This window comes from Pyruvatibacter mobilis, from assembly GCF_012848855.1.
Classification (GTDB): Bacteria; Pseudomonadota; Alphaproteobacteria; order CGMCC-115125; family CGMCC-115125; genus Pyruvatibacter; species Pyruvatibacter mobilis.
Genome location: NZ_CP051630.1, coordinates 2,549,957 through 2,570,487, shown reverse-complemented (window position 1 = coordinate 2,570,487; position 20,531 = coordinate 2,549,957). Strand labels below are relative to the sequence as shown.

Here is a 20,531-nt window from a genome sequence, read left to right as displayed (position 1 = left end):
CACTCAGATAGACCCTCCGGTCAAGCCGGAGGGACAGCGGGTGGAGGAGCTTGCAAGAACTGCCCCTCTCCCCTGGCGGGAGAGGGAGGGGCCCGCCGCGCCAGCGGTGGGAAGGTGAGGGGGCGGCAGCTTTGGTGTGAAATCTCTGACGGTGTGTAGATGGACAGGTCCAACCCCCTCACCCGGTGCTGCGCACCGACCTCTCCCGCAAGGGGAGAGGTTGTTTTTTGCGACGATTAAAGAAACCGCTCTCCCTCCGGCTTGACCGGAGGGCCCATGGGAGGGTGCGCCGCACACGGACCGCTAATGCGCTTCCGCCCAGCTTGAGGCCGCATTGGCATCCACAACCAGCGGCACAGACAAGTCGACGGCAGGCGCTGCTGCCCCCTCCATCACCTGGCGCGCAACCTTGATGGTTTTCTCAGCCTGCGCCTCGGGCACCTCGAAGATCAGTTCGTCATGCACCTGCAGCAGCATCTTCGCGGGCAATTTGGCCGCCGCGAGCGCATCGGGCATGCGGATCATCGCCCGGCGGATGATGTCGGCTGCCGAGCCCTGGATCGGCGCATTGATCGCCGCGCGCTCGGTGAAGGCGCGCTGGGCGCCGTTCTTGCTCTTGATCTCCGGCAGATGCGTCTTGCGGCCAAACAATGTCGCCACATAGCCATGCTCCCGGGCAAACGCCTTGGTGTCGTCCATATAGGCGCGGATGCCGGGGAAGCGCTCGAAATAGCGGTCGATATAATCGGCCGCCTCCGAGCGCGGAATCGACAGCTGGTTGGCCAGCCCGAAGGCCGAGATGCCGTAGATGATGCCGAAATTGATCGCCTTGGCGCGGCGGCGGATCATCGGATCCATGCCTTCGATCGGCACGTTGAACATCTCGCTCGCCGTCATCGCGTGAATGTCCAGCCCGTCGGCAAAGGCCTGGCGCAGCGTGTCGATGCAGGCCATATGCGCCAGCACGCGCAGCTCGATCTGGCTGTAATCCGCCGAGATCAGCACATTGCCCTCCTCGGCCACGAACGCCGTGCGGATCTTGCGGCCCGCCTCCGTCCGTATGGGGATGTTCTGGAGATTGGGATCTGACGAAGACAGCCGGCCAGTGGTTGTGGAAGCCAGCGAATAGCTCGTGTGCACGCGGCCCGTCTCTTCGTTGATGAAGTCGGGCAGGGCGTCCGTATAGGTGCTCTTGAGCTTGGAGAGCTGCCGCCAGTCGAGGATGCGCTGGGGCAGGTCATGCCCTTGCGCAGCGAGGGTTTCCAGCACGTCGGCGCCGGTGCTCCACGCGCCGGTCTTGGTTTTCTTGCCGCCCTCAAGCCCCATCTTGCCGAACAGAATCTCGCCCATCTGCTTGGGGCTGCCGATGTTGAATTCCTCGCCCGCCAACTCGTGGATCTCCGCTTCAAGCCCCGCCAGCTTCTGCGCGAAGTCCGACGACATGCGCTTGAGAATGGCCGGGTCGAGCTTGATGCCCGCCATTTCCATCTGCGCCAGCACGCCCACCATCGGCCGCTCCAGCGTCTCGTAGACGGTGGCCATCCGCTCGCCCACAAGCCGCGGCTTGAAGCTGTGCCACAGGCGCAGCGTCACATCCGCGTCCTCCGCGGCATAGCGCGTGGCCTTGTCCAGCGGCACCTTGTCGAAGGTGATCTGCGCCTTGCCGGTGCCCGCCACCTCCTTGAAGGGGATCGGGCTGTGACCGAGAAATTCCTGAGCCAGCGCGTCCATGCCGTGGCCGTGCAGCCCCGTATCCAGCGCGTAGGAAATCAGCATGGTGTCGTCGATCGGCGCCACGTCGATGCCCACCCGCTTCAGCACCACCAGATCATATTTGGCGTTCTGCAGCACCTTGAGGATGCCCGAATGCTCCAGCAGCGGCTTCAGCCGCGCCACCGCCTCCTTGAGGGGGATTTGCTCCGGGGCCGGATCATCCAGCGCCAGCGTGCCGTCCGCCGGGGTGCCGTGGGCCAGCGGAATGTAGCAGGCCCGGCCCGGCGCCGTGGCCAGTGAAATGCCCACCAGCCGCCCGGACATCGGGTCAAGCGAGGTGGTCTCCGTATCAAGGGCAATGGTGCCCGCAGCAAAGGCCTCGGCGACCCAGGCATCCAACGCTGCCACATCGGTCACGCACTCATAGGCGTCCGCGTCAATCGGCGCTGAATCAATCAGCGCCTGGTTGATGACGCCCGGCTTGCCGCCGGTCTTGCCGGCGCCTGCGTCCTGGTTGGCCGCGCGCTTCGGCTTCACGTCCGGCTTGTGGTCGCCTGCCGCCTCGATTTCGTCCGCATCCGCCCCCAGCGCGTCGGCAATGCGGCGGGTCAGCGTGTTGAACTCCATGTCCTTCAGAAAGCCGATCAGCGTTTCAGCGTCCGGCTCCACAACGCCCATCTCGTCCAGCGCCACGTCCACCGGCACGTTCTGGTCCAGCATCACGAGCTTTTTCGAAATGCGGGCCTGCTCGGCAAACTCGATCAGGTTCTCGCGCCGCTTTTTCTGCTTGATGCCGTCGGCCTGCGCCAGCAGCGTTTCAAGATCGCCATACTCATCGATCAAAAGCGCTGCCGTCTTGATGCCGATGCCGGGCACGCCGGGCACATTGTCGGTGGAATCGCCCGCCAGCGCCTGCACCTCCACCACCTTGTCCGGCCCGACGCCGAACTTCTCGACAACCCCGTCCGGGCCGATGACCTTGTCCTTCATCGGGTCCAGCATCTCGATGCGGTCATCGACGAGCTGCATCAGGTCCTTGTCCGACGACACGATGGTCACTTCCGCGCCAAGCGCAGCAGCCTGCTTGGCATAGGTGGCGATCAGGTCATCTGCCTCGAACCCCGTCATCTCGATGCACGGCACGTTGAAGGCCCGCGTCGCATCCCGCACCAGCGGGAATTGCGGCACCATGTCTTCCGGCGGCGCGTCGCGGTTGGCCTTGTAGTCGGGATAGATCTCGTTGCGGAACGTGTCGCCCGAGGCATCGAAGATGACCGCGAAATGCGTCGGCGCATCCTTGTCGTCCCGCGCCTTCGAGCCGACGATCAGCTTGTGCAGCATGTTGCAGAAGCCCGACACCGCCCCCACCGGCAGCCCGTCCGACTTGCGCGTCAGCGGCGGCAGCGCGTGATAGGCCCGGAACAGATAGGCGGACCCGTCCACCAGATAGAGATGGCTGGACTTGGTGACGGGGGTTCCGGACATGGGCGAACCTGATTCTCTCAAATGCGGGCGGGATTGGCGGGGGCGGATAATGGCACCGCTTGGCAGAGGCCGCCACAGCTACCATATGGGGATGATCCAAGCCCGGTGTCCCGCCGCCCGCCGGTCTGTTTGACCCTTGCAGGGGGGCGGGTGTACCAAGTTTCCGACCAGACAATCGAGAATTCGCCCGGCCGCCTGCCTTCAGGGCCCCGCCGCCGGGACGGGGGACACGCCCATGGACATGCAGGCTCAAACCGCCTCAAAAGACCCCGCAGCGCGGACAGCCGCCATCGAGGCGCGCGGCCTGCGCAAGACCTACAAGGCCTCGAACAACGAGCCAGAAAAGCACGCGCTCAAGGGCGTTGACTTGGTGGTGCCGCGCGGCAGCATCTTCGGCTTGCTCGGCCCCAACGGCGCGGGCAAGTCCACCTTCATCAATATCCTCGCGGGCCTCGTCATGAAGACCGAGGGCGAGGTGGATGTGTGGGGCTTCAACATCGACCAGAACCCCCGCCAGGCGCGTGCGTCCATCGGCGTGGTGCCGCAGGAACTCAACATCGACCCGTTCTTCACCCCGGCCGAAGCGCTGGAGCTGCAGGCGGGGCTCTACGGCGTGCCCAAATCAGAGCGCCGCACCATGGAAATCCTCGACGCCATGGGCCTCGCCGACAAGGCCAACGCCTATGCGCGCACACTCTCAGGCGGCATGCGCCGGCGGCTGTTGGTGGGCAAGGCCATGGTCCATTCGCCCCCCGTCATCGTGCTGGATGAGCCGACGGCGGGCGTCGACATCGAGCTGCGCCAGCAGCTCTGGGCCTATGTGAAGCAGCTCAACGAGCGCGGCGTCACCATCGTCCTCACCACCCACTATCTGGAAGAGGCCGAAAGCCTGTGCGACGAGATCGCCATCATCAATCACGGTGAAGTGGTGGCCTGTGAGAAGACGCCCGACCTCGTGGCCCGGCTCGACCGCAAGTCGCTGCTGGTCACCCCCGACACCCCGCTCGACGCCGTCCCCGCGGGGCTCGACGGCTATCAGACCCAGATCCTGCCCGGCGGCCTGCTCGAAATCGCCTACCGCCCCTCGAGCCAGAACGTGGCCGAAATCCTCGACCGCGTGAACCAGGCCGGCATCGCCATCCGCGACCTCTCCATCGAGGAAGGCCACCTGGAAGACGTGTTCCTCGAACTCACCCGCAGTAAGGCCGCCTGATAGGGCGAGCCACCGCTCTATTCCCTCTCCCCCCTTTCGGCGGCGTGTCCGCCGGAAGCGGACAAAAAGCGGGAGAGGGAGGGGCCCGCCGCGCCAGCGGTGGGAGGGTGAGGGGGCGACCAGCCGCAGGGCTTACCCCCCGGAAATCTCCGGAAAGCGCGGCTGCTCATCGCCCGAATAGGGCATCAGCGCACACAGGATGATGTCCACCTCCGCCCCGTTGGGCGACAGCGGCAGATGCACAGCCTCAAACGACATGTGCGACAGCTCGTGCCCCGGCGTTTCGAAGGCGGGGGTTGTGGGCGGCGTCCACCAGTCCATCTGCCCCAACGTCCGCATCGGCCGGCCATATTCGACAACCGCCGTGAACACCGCCGTCGCCAGCTTGCCGGCGCGCGGGCCCAGCGCCTCGGTCAGCGTCTTGCCCGTCGGCTCGCAGCCGAACAGATCAACAATCGCCGTTCCCGCCAGGCGGAAGGCGAAGCCCCCGTCCGGCAGCACGTCCACCATGAAGATGCGCGGCAGCAGCCGTGTGAAATCCCGCGGGTGAATGGCCGCCCGCGGCGGAATGGGCACATCCCCGCGCCGGGCACGCCAATATTCATGCAGCACCTGCAGCCGGCTGTCCTTGAGGGCGCAGACCGGGTCCGCATAGGCCTCGAACGGGGCGAGCTTCAGCAGCGGCGAGCGGCGGGCCGCCTTGCGCGCTGCGTCATTGGTGGCTTTCTGGACCGGTGTCGCCATGCTCGTATGTCGCCTCGGTACCGGGGTGGGGCAGGCCCTGTGCCAGCCCGGCACACGCCCTGCATCAGATCGGCCCAAAACGAATCGCTTCAAGGCCGCGCCCCGCATCCCATGCGACTATCGCGCCACCCTGCCCCCACGCCAAGCGCCCACCGGCCGGGGCCCGCGGCCAGGGCCTCAGCGCCCCCGGGTTTTCATTGGTTTTTTCAGCGGCTTTCGAGGGACTTTTTCCAGCCCGGAGCACCTCAAGGCACATTGCCGCCGCCCCCGTTTCACGCTAGGTTCCGCCCTCCCGCGAGGGGCGCACCCCGCCCCGCCCGCGACGGCACCCGTAGCTCAGCTGGATAGAGCGCTGCCCTCCGAAGGACGCAACCTTTATCTGTTTGAGATGAAATTATGAAAGAATTACAAGGAGTTATCTAAGGCCGCACTTTTCGACCCGCTTTTGAGTCAGCACCATGTCAGCACGGATTTCCGCAAGGTCTCGCAAGCTGTGTGATTACGAACTGGCCGCAAACCGGATTTGGCCTTAAATCGAGAGTCAAAGGTTCCATAGCTCAGCTGGATAGAGCGCTACCCTCCGAAGGTAGAGGTCACAGGTTCGAATCCTGTTGGGACCGCCATCTCGTTCGATTCTTCAAAATCGTTTTCAGCCCCGTCCGCGCTCATCGCGCGGAGCACTTCGCCCGGCGGATTCCTGCCGCCAAAGAGCATCTTGGCGGTCCGGCCGGATCGCCGACCTTGCGCCCGGCGCTCTGACCGGAGCCGCGGAAGTCGTCTTGCGCCGACCGGCCCGGCGAGGCTCAGTTCAGGGACGTCCCCAGTCTTTTCAGGCAGGTCGCTGGGACTCGCCGGCGGGGCCGACGCTGCGCTTCCCACTGGCTGGCGCCAGAGGGGTCGCAGCTTTGATCTCAGGCTTTCACCAGCGACAGACTCTTTGCGCGGGGATGCAAAGACCCAAGCAACACGATAAGCGGAAAGACGTCATGGAGTCGCCCCTCCACAAAGGCGGTGCCGCAATCGTCGCAGATCATCTGAGCATCAAACTCAACATCAGGATCGTGAGGCGGCATACGCTTCACCCGCGACCGTTCCGCATCTCTCAGCGCTCGGACACGCGAACTCATGCACACTTCATTCGGACAACACATGATCTGGCTCCTTTCCCCGGCTCGTCGTCGGCTCAACTGAAGCGCGAGCAAGTTTCGGGCCACTCGCCCGATTGGATCAGTGTTCAGACCCGGCCACCCCAGCCTCCCTCCGCCTCAATATCTGTTCCCATCAGTCAGGTGGGCGGACGGTGCGTCTGCCAGAGCGCGGTCGCCGCGCAAGGGGGCGGGGCTTTGTGATCTCTGATCGTCTTCAGGCGTCATACCTACAGCTTCCCCTTGCGCGCCGCCCTATCACGCTCTGGCTGAGCACCTCCTCGCCGCCCACCCGACTGTCGGGAAAAGAACGCGGGCGGGGAAGGAGACTGACATGACTGACCAACTCGCAACCGCTGCACCTCTTGCAGCCACCGCCGCACCCGCGCAGCCCGATAGACCGCGCATCTACGTGGCTTGCCTTGCAGCCTACAATAATGGCTGCCTGCACGGACGGTGGATCGACGCGACCACCCCTGACGAGATTTGGGAACAGGTTCGCGCCATGCTGGCGGCCTCGCCAGAACCGGACGCCGAGGAATGGGCGATCCACGATTATGAGGGCTTCGAGGGCGCGAGCCTTTCCGAATACGCCTCATTCGAAACCGTGTGCGAACTGGCCGACTTCATTGAGGAGCATGGCGAGCTTGGCGCGAAATTGCTCAGCCATTTCGGCGACGACCTCGCCGAGGCGCGCGCCGCCTTCGAGGACTATGCGGGCGAATATCGCAGCGCCGCAGACTTCGCCGAGAGCCTGCACGAGGACACCGGAACCCAGATTCCCGAAAGCCTTCGCTACTATATCGACTGGCAGGCCCTTGCCCGCGACATGGCGCTGAATGGCGAGATCATGGTGTTTCAGACGGGCTTTGATGAAGTCCACATTTTCTGGTCGCGATAGGCGGAGGGCAGACACATGTTTCTTGTCACCGCCCTTTATGGCGATGGATCAGCCAAGAGCCATCTGGCGGCAAATGCCGCCGATGCGCTCAAATGGCATGCCGCCCTTCGCGCCGATGCTTGGCAGGTTTTCATCAATCCGCTGGCACAGCCGCTGGACCGTGAAGACGGGGAGGATTTCGCATGACTCCCGAAACCACCCGCTATCGTTTCACCGTCGAAGAATTGCAGCAGGCCGACGACTGGTCAGAAGGCTTTTGCCTTGCCTGCCGCGCCCCGCGCGAGTGCTGCGAACCCGATGCGAGCGCCTATCCATGCGATGAATGCGGCGAGCATGCCGTCTACGGCCCGCACTGGATCGCGATTGCCGGACTCTTCAAGGAGGGCGCGGCATGACGTTCACGGAACGCTTCCAGACCTTCGTTTGCGAGGGCGACAGCATCACCTGCGAGGCCCAAGGCTTCGAGATCATCGCACGTATTGTGCGCGATGATTGCGGCGACGCACCCGACGAGCGCCAGGACGGATTCTGGCCTTCACTCTACAAGGACGCGCCGGGGTTCATCGGCCCCGGTCCGAACCACCGGCAACGCTTTGCCGAAGCGCAGGCTAAAGCCGAGGCCGTCATGGAAGCATGGCGCAAGGATGAATGGTTCTTTTGCGGGATCGTTCTTTCCGTCGCGCTGGAAGGCGTCACTTTGGACGCCCATGCGGCGAGCCTTTGGGGCATTGAGGCCAACTATCCCGATAGTGACAACGCCTATCTGACCGAGGTCGCACGGGAGCTTCTGCCCGAAGCCTTGGACGCAGGCCGCGCCGCCGCCCGCCGCATTTGCGCGGCGCTGGAGACCAGCGGGGCGCGCGCCTGATGGCGCGCCCCCAATCCACAAGCCAATCAATCAACAAGGAGCCAGATCATGGCCCAGCCCATTCTCAAAACCATCCCCCTGTCCGAGCTTCGGATTTCAAAACTCAACATGCGCCACAGCCGCAAGAAGCCGGACGTGTCCGACATCCTGCCGTCCATCCGCGAGAGCGGAATCCGGCAGACGCTCTTGGTCCGCAAAGAGGGCGATCATTATGGCGTCGTCGCCGGACGGCGGCGCTATTTCGCTCTCAAAGAGATCGAGAAAGAGACGGGCGATACCCCGCTTGTGCCTTGCGCGATCATGGCCGAGAACGACGCCGCGAGCGCCATCGCCGCCTCTGTCATCGAGAATGTCGGACGCCTGCCAGCCTCCGAAATGGAGCAATACACCGCCTTCAAGCGCCTGCACGATGAAGGGCGAGGCGTGGACGAAATTGCCGCCTTTTTTGGCGTCACAGACCTTCTGGTGCGCCGCGTTCTGGCGCTCGCCTCGCTCGCAGACCCGATCCGAAAACTCTACGCCGAGGACGAGATCGACCGCGAGACGATCCGCGCCCTGACGCTCGCCACGCCAGACCAGCAGGCCGAATGGCTGCGGCTCTACGAGAGCGAGGACGAACGCGCACCGCGAGGCCGCAACTGCAAGGCTTGGATCACCGGCGGGGCGGTCATCACCACCGACAAGGCGCTGTTCGACATCGCCGACTATGACGGCCAGATCACCGCCGACCTGTTCGGCGAGCATGGCGTGTTTGCCGATCCCGACGCCTTCTGGAAGGCGCAGTCAGCCGCCGTGGCGCAGCGCATCGAGACTTACATTGCAGACGGCTGGAAGGATGTCATTTGCCTTGAGCGCGGGGCGTTCTTCCATCGCTGGGACCACCAGACGCGTACGAAGAAGCAAGGTGGCAAGGTCTACGTCGAGCTACGCCATGACGGCACCGTGACCTTCCATGAGGGCTATGTCTCACAGGCCGAGGCGCGACGGATGGAGACGGCGAAGAAGGGCGATGACGATGCGCCTGCCGCGCCCGTCAAACCGGAAATGTCCGGCCCGCTGGCGGAATACATTCTCCTGCATCGTCATGGCGCAGCGTCGGCAAGCCTTGCGGGCCAGCCTGCCATCGCGCTGCGCCTGATGGTTGCCCACGCCATGACCGGCAGCGCGCTCTGGCAAGTCCGCACCCATGAATGCACAAGCCGCAAGGAGGAGACACGCGCGAGCCTTCAAGGCTCGAAAGCCGCCGCAGAGATGGAAGAAAAGCGTGCTCGCATCGCGGCCCTGTTCGAGGCGTTTGGCGTGCGCGGCGAGGCGCGGCGCAACACAGACGCCTACCGCCTTAGCGAAATCTTCGCCGCCTTGCTGGCCATGTCAGACGAGGAAGTCATGGAGGTGCTGGCCTTTACGATGGCGCAGACGCTGGAAGCAGGCGGGCCGGTTGTCGAGGCCGTACTGCATGTCTGCGAGACGGACTTATCCGAACATTGGAAGCCGGACGCGGCCTTCTTCGACCTGTTGCGCGACAAGCGCGCAATCAATGCCATGGTCGCTGACATCGGCTCGAGATCGCTGGCGGAAAGCTGCGCCAGCGACACCGCCAAGGTCCAGAAAGCCATCATCGGCAACCGGATCATGGGCCATGGATGCGAGCCCAATCGCGACTGGCGGCCCGCATGGATGCAGGTGCCGCCAGCCCGCCTTGTCGAGGGGGCAGGCTCACCGCCCGCAGACGCATGGGCACGGATTGCGGGCCTGTTCGAGCGCGGAGAACACATTGATGGAGCCGGGACGCAAGCCTTCGATCAGCCACACGCCGCCTGACCTTTCAGTCTCCTCGTCAGGCGGCTCTTCAATTTTGTCCTGAGACAGCAATCGGCTGACAGTTGGACGTGCTACTGAACGCGCGCCAATCCCAAAGTCACTTAATGAAGAGAAAGCCAAATCATCCAACGTAGTCGCCGCGTTGAATTGTTTTGTTTTTGATTAGGTATTCGTAGGCGTCTTTCGTCACTCCACGGCATTCTGAACTCAATCCCGTGGAGCCATAGTCGGCAGTGAGCAATGCGTCGTGCATACGATAGAGGATGTATTCGCGAAGCTGACACATTCGCTTTTGGTCGTACGAACAGAGGAAGCCGTGCAGCATTAACTCAGCCTTTTTGTAAGCATCGTCATCTATCGGCACACTGATCTTCTGCTGAATGAAATCAGCCGGATAGAGTTGCAAATACTCTCTTGCAGTCGGGTAGTTTTCGAGTTCATCGAAGAGCCTAATATTATCAAGTTCATTGAAAAAATGGAACTCAAACAGCGGATTGGCACCAAGCGCAAAGCCCCAACTGCCTTCTGGAAGACCAAATGAAACCTCCACAATTCGCATAGCGATATCATGCTCATCGCTTCTCCGGTCGAAGTCAGCTATGAGCTTTTCTCGGATGCCATTTCGATAGTTCCCAGTCATAGCTTCAGCGAAGACAATCTCTTGATCGATCTCGTCCCGAATGAATAGGCGGTCTTTTTCCAAGTCCAAGTCTCTCGCCACCAGAAGGTCTTGGAGTCCCTCCCAGTAGCGGATCCTTTTGAACAATATGCGGGCGCGATTCAGATAAGGTGAAGGATCGCCACGCTCCGCGATGGATTGGGTGTAGAACGTAAATGCTGTTTTGAAATCGCCGTTGTTTGCAGCATGAACCCCTTGCTCAAACAATTCTTTTCCCTTGTGGTAGTCACGAACCTTGCGCTTGATGAACTTATCCAACCACATCATTTCCCCCTAAATCCACCGGCACACTGCCATAAACTAGCCTACTTATTTCTCGACTATTTTTCCATCTGTGGTAATCCACATTCCGTCACTTAAATATACCGCCTCATCATTCTCACTAACCGAAAATTTGTCGTATAGCGCAAGCATTTCCGCCAGAGCCAAGACTTGAACATCGGTTATGCCCAGGGTGAGCAGAACGGTTGATGCCAGATGAACCAGTTCTTCGCGGTCAACGCGATCAAGTGGAATGGGTGTTTCGATGTAGGATCGTTGGGCGTGATCCTCTTTAAGTGTGGGATGGAGCCCCGCATCTTCTAGAACTCTAGCTGTCGCGGCGGTCAGTGTTTTTTGGTCCTCGAACGCCCTGTAACCGCCGCAGTTTTCAGACGCCGTCGCGGTCATAAGCCTTGCTCCGTGCTTATCGAAGATCAAGCGAAAGAAGACATAAGGCTTTGAGCAAATCCGGTATTCTTCCTGATCTGCTGAGAGCTTTCGAGAAGGCTCAATATCTGGCATGTGCATTCCATTGAATTACTTTAGGTCCCAATCAAGCTACATCGCCTTTTGTGTTACGTCGAGCTATCCAGAACGTCGGCCAGCGCCGCTTCATCCGTTTCCACCTGATGCACTCCGAACCCCTTGTTCCCGTCTCATGCCGTGTGACCTGGACGACGCCTGTCGGGCCTTGAAACCGGCCATTCAAGAAAACTTCCCCGCCGCTGCGCGGCTCCTCGCGGACCAAGTTTTCTTGCCTGTCCGGTGCTCCACTACGTTTCGCCCGCGAGCGGTTCAGGCCCGCCCTGCGCCGTCCTTTCGGTCCGGCGTCGACGGGGACAAGGGGTCCTCTCAGACACATGGAAACGAAAGGAACCACACCATGGCCAACGCACTCGGATATGTCTCTGAGACCAAGACCGGCTTCGAAGGCGCTCTTGCAATGATGAACCTCTCGGCTGCCATCCGCATCGAGAAGAATGCGGAGAAAGCCGCCGACGGACAGCCCGACTACCGCATCTTCGCCGGCGAAACCTCGACCGAAATCGGCGGCGGGTGGCTTCGCAAAGCCAAGGCTTCAGGCCGCGAATATGTCTCGATCACGCTCGCAGACCCGCAGATCGGCCCGCGCAAGATTTACGCGAACCTCGCCCCCGTGAAAGGCAAAAAGGGCCGTCACGTGATCCTCTGGAACCCGCGGGATTAGGGGTCCGATCCATCGCCAATGAGCCGCTCCGGAGATCACCTTCGGGGCGGTTTTTGTGTTTGCTTTCATGCCAACAGCTCCTCGCCTAGCCCGCGTGTTGGCACGCATTTTGCTCTTGAAGATTGAAGAAGGCCCAAGGATTTTCAGCGTTTGAATGCAGACGACTACGCCTATCTCAAGAACGTGACGCTGGGCAGCTGGGCCTGGGAATTCGCCCGCCGCTGGCCCGATTATGCAAACGCGCATGCCGATCATTGCGACGGCGCTTTGACGCGAACGAGCCGACCCTGCGGCATGGAAATCCTTGAGCTCTCGAGGCCCGAACCGGATGCGGCGCGTTTTGGTCTTTCCTTCTTCGTCAGCCCCCGACGCAGCTGTCTCGATGCCCCGATCTTCTGGACCGAAGAGGCCAATCATCGGGTGACCACTGTGGATGTCCGCGCGGTTGAACCGAGCCTTCGGGATCGCTGCCTTGAGGGCCTGTTCAACCTTTCGCGGCTGACCTGTCGCCGGTCGCTCTTCATCGATCATGACGGCACGCAGCACCTTCGGATCGTCTATTGCAAGCGCACAATCCAGCTGCGCTGCGAGGGCGACAGCTTGCTTCTGGGCGATGTTGATTTGCGTTTCATGCTGCGATTTTTCGGGCCCGTTGACGCGAAGGTGGAGACGCTTCGCAGGCTGAAAATGGTCTATGAAGGCTTCCTTCCCGAGCCGCCTGCAGGCCCGCAATGGACCAGCACCGCCCTTGGCTTGCGTGATGCCTTGATCGCCCTCGATGTTCACCTTGAAGGCGGCTCCCATCGTGACGCGGCGATGGTGATTTACGGCGAAGAGGATGGGAGCGAGCGTTATAAATCGCCTGATGAGAGCGTGCGAAACCGCATGCGCAGGCTCCGCAAGAAAGGCCTCTCCCTGATGCAGGGCGGCTATCTCGATCTGATGACTCCAGCCCGGTCTGAAGGGGGATCGCTGGCCGCCACCGGCTGAACGATCCCCCTGAAATCTTGCAAGCTGTGCTGATCTTTCCCCGGTCCCGAAGCGACCGGAAAGGACAGATCACAATGACAGACACACATGAAAATGGCGGGCGCAAGAGCCCGTTCTTACGCGCTCAGGAAGCCGCAGATTATCTCGGGCTGACCCGTTCAACTCTTGAGCATTATCGCTGGATCGGAGGCGGGCCGAGCTACCGCAAACATGGTGGACTCGTCTTCTATCACATCGATGATCTCATCGAATGGTCCGAGCGCAGAAAGTTCAAGGATAGCGCGACACGGGTGCGGCCGTGAGGCGAAGATCGGCTCTTATCCTCACGGGCCTCGCCATCGCGATGATGGGTGCAGCAAGCGTTCTGGTCGATCAGAACCGGCTCATCTGGAACCGCACGGAAAGCGCGCCTATTGGCCTCTACTGGCGGAGCGACGGCCCGCTCACCCTGAACGGGTGGGCCGTCGTCTCTGCCAGCTCAGAGGCCGCAAGATGGACTTCTGAAAACGGATTTACAGGCACGGACTGGCCATTGGTGAAGCGGATTGCAGCGCTTCCCGGCGATGAAATCTGCCGCGAAAACGAGACCATCCTGATCAATCAGACGCAAGTTGCCGAAGTGATTTTGCACGCGCCCGGCGGCCTCAGTTTACCGCGCTGGCAGGGCTGTCATGTGCTCCAGGACGGCGAGGTTTTTCTCCTTAATGAGCATCCCCGATCCCTCGATGGGCGCTATTTCGGGATCATGCAGGACAGCGATCTCGAGGGTGTGGCGACCCTGCTGTGGAAACAGCGATGACCGGCGATCTCGCAAGCGCTTGCAAGGATTGGCAAGGAATGGATGTGCGGACCCGGAGGGCAAGATTAAAGGGTTGGCGCCCTCGGCCCCTTAACCCCTTGTCTGCACATCATTTTTTTGGCGCCTCTTGCAAAACCTTGTGGCGCCCTCTTTTTAGAAAAACCCATATATCACAAGGGGTTGAGAGGGCGCCAGAGGCGTTTTCGCCATGAGCGGGGAGGATGAATTCACCCCGCGCCTTGGGCGCCTGCGCGATGCTGGAGCCACAGGCGGCAGGCGGTTCAGGGCCGAGCTCAAACGCGCCGCGCGGCGACTGTCTTCAAGGCCCGGCAAGTCCGCTTTCAGCGGGGCTCAGATGGCCCGTGGCAGCGGCGCGGGACGGGCAAGCCAGTTTCGCCAGACGCCGCACCCGAAATTTCGCATGCGGCGCGTCGTGGTGAAACTCCACATAGCACGCGCTGGGCAAGGCCTCGGCCAGGCCGCCTTCAGAGCCCATCTTCGATACATCCAGCGCGACGGTGTCGACCGGGACGGCGAAGGCGGTGAACTCTATGGCCGGGACGCAAACAGAATGGACGGGTCCCTGTTCGAAGAGCGCAGCGCCGCTGACCGCCATCAGTTTCGCTTCATCGTGTCGCCCGAGGACGCCTCAGAACTCGGCGACATGAAAGAGACCGTGCGCGCCCTGATGGCGCAGGCCGAAAAGGATCTCGGCACAAGGCTCGACTGGGTCGCCGTCGATCACCACAATACCGGCCATCCCCACACCCATATCGTCGTGCGCGGCAAGGATCAGATGGGACGCGATCTGGTCATCGCCCGCGATTATCTGACCGAGGGCCTTCGCGAGCGCGCCAGCGCGATCGTGTCAGATGAACTCGGCCCCCGCCGCGATCTCGAGATTGCCCGCGCTCAGGAACGCGACGTCACAGCGGGCCGGCTGACACGGCTCGATAGGAAGATCGAACGGCTTGCGCGAAACGGCGACATGACACGGCCTGAGGCCTTTAAGAAACTGAGCCGGTTTGAGCGTGCGCTGATCCAGCGAAGGCTGAAGCATTTGCGAGGGCTGGGACTTGCGTCCGCGCGCGGCGATGGAGCCTTCGCGCTTGAAGAGGGCTGGAAGGACCGGCTTCAGGCCATTGGCCGCGACGGTGACCGCATCCGTGAAATCGCCGCCGCCTTCAATACAGGCGACGGCCTCTCTGGCAGGGTCTATGATCCGGGCCATGAACATACCCGCGCGGTTGTCGGACGGGTCGTCACCGACGGCCCCGAGGACGAACCTCGCAATCGCCGCTATCTCATCCTCGAAGCCCTCGATGGCGAGCGCTGGCATGTCAGCCTCGGTGAGACCCTGCCGGGCGCCGTGCCGCCGAAAGATGCTGTGGTGGAGATTTCGCCCGCAGCCGGGGCCGCGCGCGCCTCCGACAGGACCATTGCCCGCATCGCCGCGTTGAATGGAGGGATGTATTCTGAAGCGTCGCACGAGGCTTTCGATCCCGCATCACGGCCAGACTATCGCCTTGCCCATATCCGCCGCCTCGAAGCTATGCGGCGGGCAGGCCTCGTGACCCGTGATCCAGACGGTCGTTTTGCGATTGGTGCCGATTATCTGGCCAAGGCCGCAAGCTTCGAAACCGCACGCACCGGCGGCGTGCGGCTGGAGGTGAAATCCTGGCTGTCTGTTGAAGCGCAGATCGAGCGGCACGCACCTGTCTGGCTGGACGGCGTGGATCACGGAAGTCTGACGGGCAAAGGGTTTGGCCAGGAAACCGCATCAGCGCTCAGCGCGAGGCGCGCCTTTCTGGAGCGTGAAGGCTGGCTCGGAGAGGATGGTCAATTGAAGCCCGGCATGAGGGACCGTCTCGCCGCCGAAGAACTGAAATCCGCCGCTAATGGAATTGAAGGCAAAGGCGCATTCCTGAAACTCGAAGACGGCATGGCTATCAGCGGTGTCTATGAGCGTCCCGTGGACCTTGCCCAGGGCCGGTTCGCTCTGGTGGTGCGCGCGAAGGAATTTACCCTCGTCCCCTGGCGACCTGAACTGGAGCGCTATCGCGGCGCGGAAATCAGCGTGAAAGCCCGCGCAGGCGGCCTCGACTGGAGCGTGGGCCGTGCGAGGGGGATTGGGCGGTGAGGCCCGCCAATCTACCCAGCATCATTCAGCCGGTAACGAAGACATTGCTCCTATGCCATGCCAGCCGGACAGTGTGGCTTTGGGTCAACGCAATCGGCGTTGTCCAATTGAGATTTTCCCGCGCAGACCATCCAAGGATCGAAGAGTATTGAGGCTCTCCACCGTCATCGAAGGTCACCAGACCTCTGTCGAAGGCTGCGTCCCAAAGCGCCGAAAGCAGAAGACCGTTGTGCACATCGAGGCGCTCAGCATCTGACGCACAGTCTTTCCAGGGAATGATGTGAGAGGCGCGCAGCAAGGCAGCATCATCGATCCCAGTGAGAGGGCATTTCCCATCCCAGTATTCCAGCAAGCTCTCGCGGAACACACCCTGTCCGATCCGCTGAACGACGAGTCGCTCGGCTTCCGTCGATCTGGGAAGGCCTTCAATCTCCTTCTCGAAAACCCGAAGCGGCGCATCCGGAAGGCTTGCGGCGAGCGCATAGATACGAGGTAGCACGGCATAGAGTTCCCGGAGCGACTCGAACCTGAAACGCGCTTTGCCCGGGCCATTCACAGCCGCCGTTGCAAGACCTGCTTCAGCGATCACACCGGAATGATCCAGCGCCAAGTACCATGGCCCCGGTGCCCCTTCGGCGGCGAGCCAGATTGTCCCTTGCGCCGTTGTCGACTGGAACGCCGCCCACCCGTCTGTTTCGCCAAGTCGACGACGAAAACCGTTCTGTTCGGCAGCCTTGCTGCACTCGGTTGAAACGACGAAGGATTGGGGCGCGACGATACTCATTATGCCGACGGTCTTGCCCAGATACTTTTCGCATAATCAAAAAGGGTTTTGGCCCGATCGGATATCTGGGTCTCTGTCCACGTTTCTTCTTCACAAAGCTCCCGGTTGAGCGCGAGGGTTGTGTGCTTTTTTAGGTTCTCTCTTTTTCCAACACTTTGCGGAGCTGACAGGTCTTCGCCTACGCAGTCCCATGGTCGATTAGACTGGTATGTGTTGAACTTACCATTCAACAACGTCAGATTTCCAATCGTGTGAATTCTCACATCGCGTTCGTCTGCGCGAACGTTTGATAACACTGCCCAGTTTTCGCGCCAGCCTTGCGGCATGACGTGCTCGACCGTCAGATTCCTCGGAGCCCTATCTGTTTCCGCAAATCCAGTACGGGCGGCCTCCTCCATCGCCTCAAGAAGCATTCTGATCCTTGGGCGCGTCAAGTTTTGATAAAGAGGGTTGGAAGTCCACGCTCGTTCGAACTCTTCGTCTGTCGGGAAGCGATCAACTTCAGCTGTACCATCAAGCAACTCCGCACGAATAGCTGCTTGAATATCGGCATCTGCACTTTTGACGATGCCCGCCAGTTTTGAAAATGCGCTGCCGTAGCCTCTGGTGCTCAAACGACATACCATTCGACGGACCAGATAGCTCTCCAGATCGATGAGTACATTTTTGACGGTGGCTGGCCTGTCCTCGTACTTCTCGTACAGAGCCAAAATAAACGGCCAAGCAGTCACGACGTCTAGGACGCCAAGGCGGTAGAAGAAGTCCGATAGACGGCGATCATATTGAGGTTGTTGAAGTTTGTAAAAGATGTCGCCCAGACGTTTGAACCTGGCCAACATATCCTTGGCGCTTCCTGCTTCTTCAGTGGCAGCGAAATCACGATATGCGTTGTACAAGTGACCAGCACTTACCGCTTCGCCCGTCATCAGCGTCAATGCGTTTTGCAGAAAGGTCTCTATTCGTGCTCTCTGTGCGTGGCCACGGCCGATGAGTTTGCGCCAGAAAGCACCGTTCGCATCAAAGCTCTGCCAGTACATCCGATAGGCGTCCTCCGCCTCGGAAGGCGACAAGTCGCTCAGCAGAGAGTTCTTCACAAGGTCCGCTGACAATAAGGGAGCTCCTCGCGCATTCAGCGTTTCGAAGATCGCCTGGGCGTCGTCCTTATCGTCCAAATCTATCACGACGAGCCTCAGACGGTCGCGGATCGCGCCATATAGTCCCTTCAGACGTTCCTCGATGTTCCCCTCGGAGGCTTCGACCCAGGAAACGATCTCACGGTAAAAGAACAGGTAAGCGTTAGCGATCGCGTGATTTTCCAGAGGATAGGACTGTTCCGGCTTCCCAAGTGCTAGCAACAACCCTGAAGGAGAATGCGCGTCCATCACTTGCTGATAGTCTGACTGATCGGCGCGAGTTGGCCAAAGTTTTTGCTTCTTGGCGTTGTCAACGATCAGTGGGTCCCGGTTTCGAACGAGAGGTAATACGGCATCGCCATAGTTTGGATGGCCCAAGGCAACGGCAACGTCGCGAAATGCTTTTAGAAGTATCTGAAGCGTTGTCATCCGCTGTTGGCCGTCAATAACGCGGCGGACTTCAGTGGTGCCAGCCGGAACCGGGATCACTTCCTGTACCGACGCGCCCAGGAAGTGAGCGCGCCCCTCTTTTCCTTGCGCGACCATATCGGCGAGAGGGCACAAATCATCCCATAGTGGCCGCCACTGTTCTTCTTCGTTCCAGACATAAGGGCGCTGATAGAGCGGGACGGCGTAGTGTACCTCGCGATCAAACAATCTCTGTACTGACAATATTCCAGTTTGCATGGGTTGAGTTCCGTTTTTTACAAATTGCGCCGGAGCAAGCGTTGATCGCCCGGCTCGCCTCGCAATACCTCGCGACGCCACGGCAGTTGATTGAGCGATACTGGGGGCTTCGTTGTGGTCGTGATCACATATTGAAATACTGCACCGGCAAGTCGCTCTTCGATATCGAGCAGTATCTGGAAATATCTTTCGTAGATGGTCTGACCGAGATCTGCTTCGCGTGGGCTGTCATGGATGAAGAATGCGGGGATCCGCGTTCGGCCCTCAATACTTAGACAGAGACAAGCGAGGTCGAACGCAAGAACCTTGAGCGATTGAATAGCAGCCGTCCGGCGGTCTCCTCCGACGTCAACCGTTAAGTCGATACCCTTGCCAGTGAGACGAACGGTGCCTTTCGCCTCTTCCCCGAGTAGCAATCGGATTATCGCAGAGAATTTCTCAGATATCGCATGAATTGCTTTGGCCTGCTTACCTTCGAAGCCCCGAAGCTGTTCGCGCGCGCGCTGCAGGTCGCCATCAAGAGCGCTGATACCGACTTTTGCTTTCTCCAGTTCGTCGACCAGGTCAGCGGAACGCTGGACGTCATCGACGTATCTTGTCGCAGAGCGCCAAGTTGAGTTTCGGGCATCAGCCGCCTGCTCGAGCCGACGAACCCTATCTTCCGCCTGTTGCCTCGCCTGCTGCGCTATAGCGATTTGAGGCTTGCTAGCCTCGATCTCTGATCTCAGGCCATCGATCTTGGCTTGCTGATCACTTGCCTCTCGACGTTGCGCTTCCCAGCGCGCTCGACATTCAGCTTCGTCATGCAGTTTGTGAGACAGTTTACAGCCGTCAGCGAGAACCTTATCGATAGGCACCTCACAGATTGGGCAGACAGGGGTCGCGGCGGTTTGAGCGGCAGCTGAAAGGCCTGGTAGCGCGCTGTTGATTTGTGCCAGGAGTTTCTCTTCGACTGGCTTTTGTGCATTCAGACGTTCGAGTTTCAGTTCGAGTTCTCGCAGCTGGGTGCTTGCGTTCTGAAGATCACGGCGGGCCGCAGCCAACTCACCCTTATCACCCGCGGGCAACTTCGCAGCAGCTGCAAGGCGTTCTTCTGCAACCGACTTTAAGGAGTCTATGAGCAACGGCATCTCTGGAAGGGACTCTCCGTCCAATCCCAGATCACGAATGAGTCGCTCAATCCGGCGTTGTTGATCCCATTCCAGGAAGGACTTCTGCCGCTTCGAATTCTCAAGCTCACTGGCAGTCTGTTGTTCGCGGCTTCGTGCGGCCTGCTCGTCTTCAGTAATCGCGTTAACAAATGCGCGTAGCGCGAGCAGTCGGGGGCCTTTGGCTTCGCCGCTTGCGGGTTGTGGCGCGTCCGACTCCGACGAAGGCGACCGCCATTCGAGTACATTGTTGAACCGGCACTCCTGATCCCGTGAGGCCCAGGCCAGAGCCACTGGCCAAGCTTTTTGCCCTGATGGTAGCCGCGCGAGCTGGGCCGTTTGGTTCCCAAGGATGTTGTTCTCAATGGCGTCCAGTAAAGGTTCGATACCAGATGCGGTACCTTCCATCGAGGCAACGGTATCCAGGTCACCCCCCTCGATCGCAAAGTGTTTTCTGTTAACGCCGAGAGGTCGGGCGACGGCCCAGCAGATACCGTCCAGCATGACTTCAGCGCCGACAACGCCATTCAGGAACGCCGTGGAGATTGCGTCGCGTTGCACCTCATCGGCAAATCGGGTCTCCCCGAGGCAGTAGCGGAGCAGCCGACAGAGCAGTGTCTTGCCGCTGCCGTGGCCAATACCGGCTTGGGACCCAACGGGATCATCACCTCCGTCCGGAGACCAGATGATATTTAATCCGGGCCGAAGCTCGATATCACGGATGACTTCGCCGCCAGGTTCGGCCCAGATCTTCAGACGCCGCACCCAAAGCCTCGGTTGCGTGAGGCCAGCTGGAACCTCAACGCTCAATGG

The 20,531-nt window shown here is 60.7% G+C and carries 18 protein-coding genes, 1 tRNA gene and 1 pseudogene; 13 read left to right on the top strand and 7 right to left on the bottom strand.

The genetic code is table 11. The features are described from left to right. Positions 1-303: 303 nt before the first annotated feature. A complete protein-coding gene (gene polA, locus HG718_RS11910) occupies positions 304-3,198 on the bottom strand; it encodes a DNA polymerase I (RefSeq protein WP_160586906.1) in 2,895 nt (964 codons plus the stop codon). A 235-nt stretch (positions 3,199-3,433) separates the two neighbouring features. Between polA and HG718_RS11905 the strand changes: the two genes are divergently transcribed. Continuing rightward, on the top strand, positions 3,434-4,411 hold the full coding sequence (locus HG718_RS11905) for an ABC transporter ATP-binding protein (RefSeq protein ID WP_160586905.1): 978 nt from the start codon (positions 3,434-3,436) through the stop codon (positions 4,409-4,411). Positions 4,412-4,543: 132 nt separating this feature from the next. Here the strand turns inward: HG718_RS11905 and HG718_RS11900 are convergent, their stop codons facing one another. Beyond that, entirely contained in the window at positions 4,544-5,155 is a 612-nt protein-coding gene (locus tag HG718_RS11900) for a PAS domain-containing protein (RefSeq protein ID WP_160586904.1), read from the bottom strand. A gap of 546 nt (positions 5,156-5,701) precedes the next feature. Here HG718_RS11900 and HG718_RS11895 point away from each other — a divergent pair. The 6 genes from HG718_RS11895 to HG718_RS11870 all read left to right on the top strand — a co-directional run bounded on the left by HG718_RS11895 (position 5,702) and on the right by HG718_RS11870 (position 9,890). Next, a tRNA-Arg gene (locus HG718_RS11895) sits at positions 5,702-5,778 on the top strand. A gap of 856 nt (positions 5,779-6,634) precedes the next feature. Beyond that, positions 6,635-7,201: an antirestriction protein ArdA gene (locus HG718_RS11890; RefSeq protein ID WP_160589044.1), complete on the top strand. Its 567-nt coding sequence runs from the start codon at positions 6,635-6,637 to the stop codon at positions 7,199-7,201. 15 nt (positions 7,202-7,216) lie between these two features. Further along, a complete protein-coding gene (locus HG718_RS11885; RefSeq protein ID WP_160589043.1) occupies positions 7,217-7,387 on the top strand; it encodes a hypothetical protein in 171 nt (56 codons plus the stop codon). Then, positions 7,384-7,596, top strand: coding sequence for a hypothetical protein (locus HG718_RS11880; protein ID WP_160589042.1), 213 nt, complete (start codon positions 7,384-7,386; stop codon positions 7,594-7,596). Before HG718_RS11885 ends, HG718_RS11880 begins: the two co-directional genes overlap by 4 nt. After that, positions 7,593-8,069: a hypothetical protein gene (locus tag HG718_RS11875; protein WP_160589041.1), complete on the top strand. Its 477-nt coding sequence runs from the start codon at positions 7,593-7,595 to the stop codon at positions 8,067-8,069. The genes HG718_RS11880 and HG718_RS11875 overlap by 4 nt, the downstream gene beginning before the upstream one ends. 48 nt (positions 8,070-8,117) lie before the next feature. Further along, positions 8,118-9,890, top strand: a complete 1,773-nt coding sequence (locus tag HG718_RS11870; protein ID WP_045694940.1) for a ParB/RepB/Spo0J family partition protein — start codon at positions 8,118-8,120, stop codon at positions 9,888-9,890. A gap of 121 nt (positions 9,891-10,011) precedes the next feature. Here HG718_RS11870 and HG718_RS11865 read toward each other — a convergent pair whose 3' ends face one another. Both HG718_RS11865 and HG718_RS11860 read right to left on the bottom strand, forming a co-directional pair. Continuing rightward, the gene (locus tag HG718_RS11865) at positions 10,012-10,827 is read right to left on the bottom strand and encodes a hypothetical protein (protein ID WP_160589040.1); all 816 of its coding nucleotides are present in this window, start codon (positions 10,825-10,827) and stop codon (positions 10,012-10,014) included. Positions 10,828-10,878: 51 nt separating this feature from the next. Continuing rightward, entirely contained in the window at positions 10,879-11,352 is a 474-nt protein-coding gene (locus HG718_RS11860) for a hypothetical protein (protein WP_160589039.1), read from the bottom strand. A gap of 361 nt (positions 11,353-11,713) precedes the next feature. Between HG718_RS11860 and HG718_RS11855 the strand changes: the two genes are divergently transcribed. The 6 genes and pseudogenes from HG718_RS11855 to HG718_RS11835 all read left to right on the top strand — a co-directional run bounded on the left by HG718_RS11855 (position 11,714) and on the right by HG718_RS11835 (position 15,966). After that, entirely contained in the window at positions 11,714-12,037 is a 324-nt protein-coding gene (locus HG718_RS11855) for a DUF736 domain-containing protein (RefSeq protein WP_045694945.1), read from the top strand. 150 nt (positions 12,038-12,187) lie between these two features. Then, positions 12,188-12,286, top strand: a pseudogene (locus HG718_RS15755) (transcriptional regulator domain-containing protein); the annotation flags it as partial. Positions 12,287-12,331: 45 nt separating this feature from the next. After that, complete coding sequence (locus HG718_RS11850) at positions 12,332-13,027, top strand: DUF2285 domain-containing protein (RefSeq protein WP_160589038.1); 696 nt, start codon at positions 12,332-12,334, stop codon at positions 13,025-13,027. Positions 13,028-13,101: 74 nt separating this feature from the next. Beyond that, entirely contained in the window at positions 13,102-13,329 is a 228-nt protein-coding gene (locus HG718_RS11845) for a helix-turn-helix transcriptional regulator (protein WP_045694949.1), read from the top strand. A 41-nt stretch (positions 13,330-13,370) separates the two neighbouring features. Further along, on the top strand, positions 13,371-13,826 hold the full coding sequence (locus HG718_RS11840) for a S26 family signal peptidase (protein WP_045694967.1): 456 nt from the start codon (positions 13,371-13,373) through the stop codon (positions 13,824-13,826). 355 nt (positions 13,827-14,181) lie between these two features. Continuing rightward, the gene (locus HG718_RS11835; protein ID WP_160589037.1) at positions 14,182-15,966 is read left to right on the top strand and encodes a DUF3363 domain-containing protein; all 1,785 of its coding nucleotides are present in this window, start codon (positions 14,182-14,184) and stop codon (positions 15,964-15,966) included. Between the two features lie 25 nt (positions 15,967-15,991). Here HG718_RS11835 and HG718_RS11830 read toward each other — a convergent pair whose 3' ends face one another. Genes HG718_RS11830 through HG718_RS11820 form a run of 3 tightly spaced genes read right to left on the bottom strand, consistent with a single transcriptional unit; the run spans position 15,992 to position 20,528 of the window. Then, complete coding sequence (locus HG718_RS11830) at positions 15,992-16,750, bottom strand: HNH endonuclease (RefSeq protein WP_045694951.1); 759 nt, start codon at positions 16,748-16,750, stop codon at positions 15,992-15,994. Continuing rightward, complete coding sequence (locus HG718_RS11825; protein ID WP_170080208.1) at positions 16,750-18,540, bottom strand: DUF262 domain-containing protein; 1,791 nt, start codon at positions 18,538-18,540, stop codon at positions 16,750-16,752. The genes HG718_RS11830 and HG718_RS11825 overlap by 1 nt, the downstream gene beginning before the upstream one ends. 47 nt (positions 18,541-18,587) lie before the next feature. Continuing rightward, positions 18,588-20,528, bottom strand: a complete 1,941-nt coding sequence (locus tag HG718_RS11820) for a coiled-coil domain-containing protein (RefSeq protein ID WP_244617825.1) — start codon at positions 20,526-20,528, stop codon at positions 18,588-18,590. Between the last annotated feature and the right edge of the window lie 3 nt (positions 20,529-20,531).

What these genes read in the sequence shown, in the direction of transcription:
- polA (WP_160586906.1), bottom strand. Translation starts at nt 3,198, where the DNA reads ATGTCCGGAACCCCCGTCACCAAGTCCAGCCATCTCTATCTGGTGGAC.
- HG718_RS11905 (WP_160586905.1), top strand. Translation starts at nt 3,434, where the DNA reads ATGGACATGCAGGCTCAAACCGCCTCAAAAGACCCCGCAGCGCGGACA.
- HG718_RS11900 (WP_160586904.1), bottom strand. Translation starts at nt 5,155, where the DNA reads ATGGCGACACCGGTCCAGAAAGCCACCAATGACGCAGCGCGCAAGGCG.
- HG718_RS11890 (WP_160589044.1), top strand. Translation starts at nt 6,635, where the DNA reads ATGACTGACCAACTCGCAACCGCTGCACCTCTTGCAGCCACCGCCGCA.
- HG718_RS11885 (WP_160589043.1), top strand. Translation starts at nt 7,217, where the DNA reads ATGTTTCTTGTCACCGCCCTTTATGGCGATGGATCAGCCAAGAGCCAT.
- HG718_RS11880 (WP_160589042.1), top strand. Translation starts at nt 7,384, where the DNA reads ATGACTCCCGAAACCACCCGCTATCGTTTCACCGTCGAAGAATTGCAG.
- HG718_RS11875 (WP_160589041.1), top strand. Translation starts at nt 7,593, where the DNA reads ATGACGTTCACGGAACGCTTCCAGACCTTCGTTTGCGAGGGCGACAGC.
- HG718_RS11870 (WP_045694940.1), top strand. Translation starts at nt 8,118, where the DNA reads ATGGCCCAGCCCATTCTCAAAACCATCCCCCTGTCCGAGCTTCGGATT.
- HG718_RS11860 (WP_160589039.1), bottom strand. Translation starts at nt 11,352, where the DNA reads ATGCCAGATATTGAGCCTTCTCGAAAGCTCTCAGCAGATCAGGAAGAA.
- HG718_RS11855 (WP_045694945.1), top strand. Translation starts at nt 11,714, where the DNA reads ATGGCCAACGCACTCGGATATGTCTCTGAGACCAAGACCGGCTTCGAA.
- HG718_RS11850 (WP_160589038.1), top strand. Translation starts at nt 12,332, where the DNA reads ATGGAAATCCTTGAGCTCTCGAGGCCCGAACCGGATGCGGCGCGTTTT.
- HG718_RS11845 (WP_045694949.1), top strand. Translation starts at nt 13,102, where the DNA reads ATGACAGACACACATGAAAATGGCGGGCGCAAGAGCCCGTTCTTACGC.
- HG718_RS11840 (WP_045694967.1), top strand. Translation starts at nt 13,371, where the DNA reads ATGATGGGTGCAGCAAGCGTTCTGGTCGATCAGAACCGGCTCATCTGG.
- HG718_RS11835 (WP_160589037.1), top strand. Translation starts at nt 14,182, where the DNA reads ATGGCCCGTGGCAGCGGCGCGGGACGGGCAAGCCAGTTTCGCCAGACG.
- HG718_RS11830 (WP_045694951.1), bottom strand. Translation starts at nt 16,750, where the DNA reads ATGAGTATCGTCGCGCCCCAATCCTTCGTCGTTTCAACCGAGTGCAGC.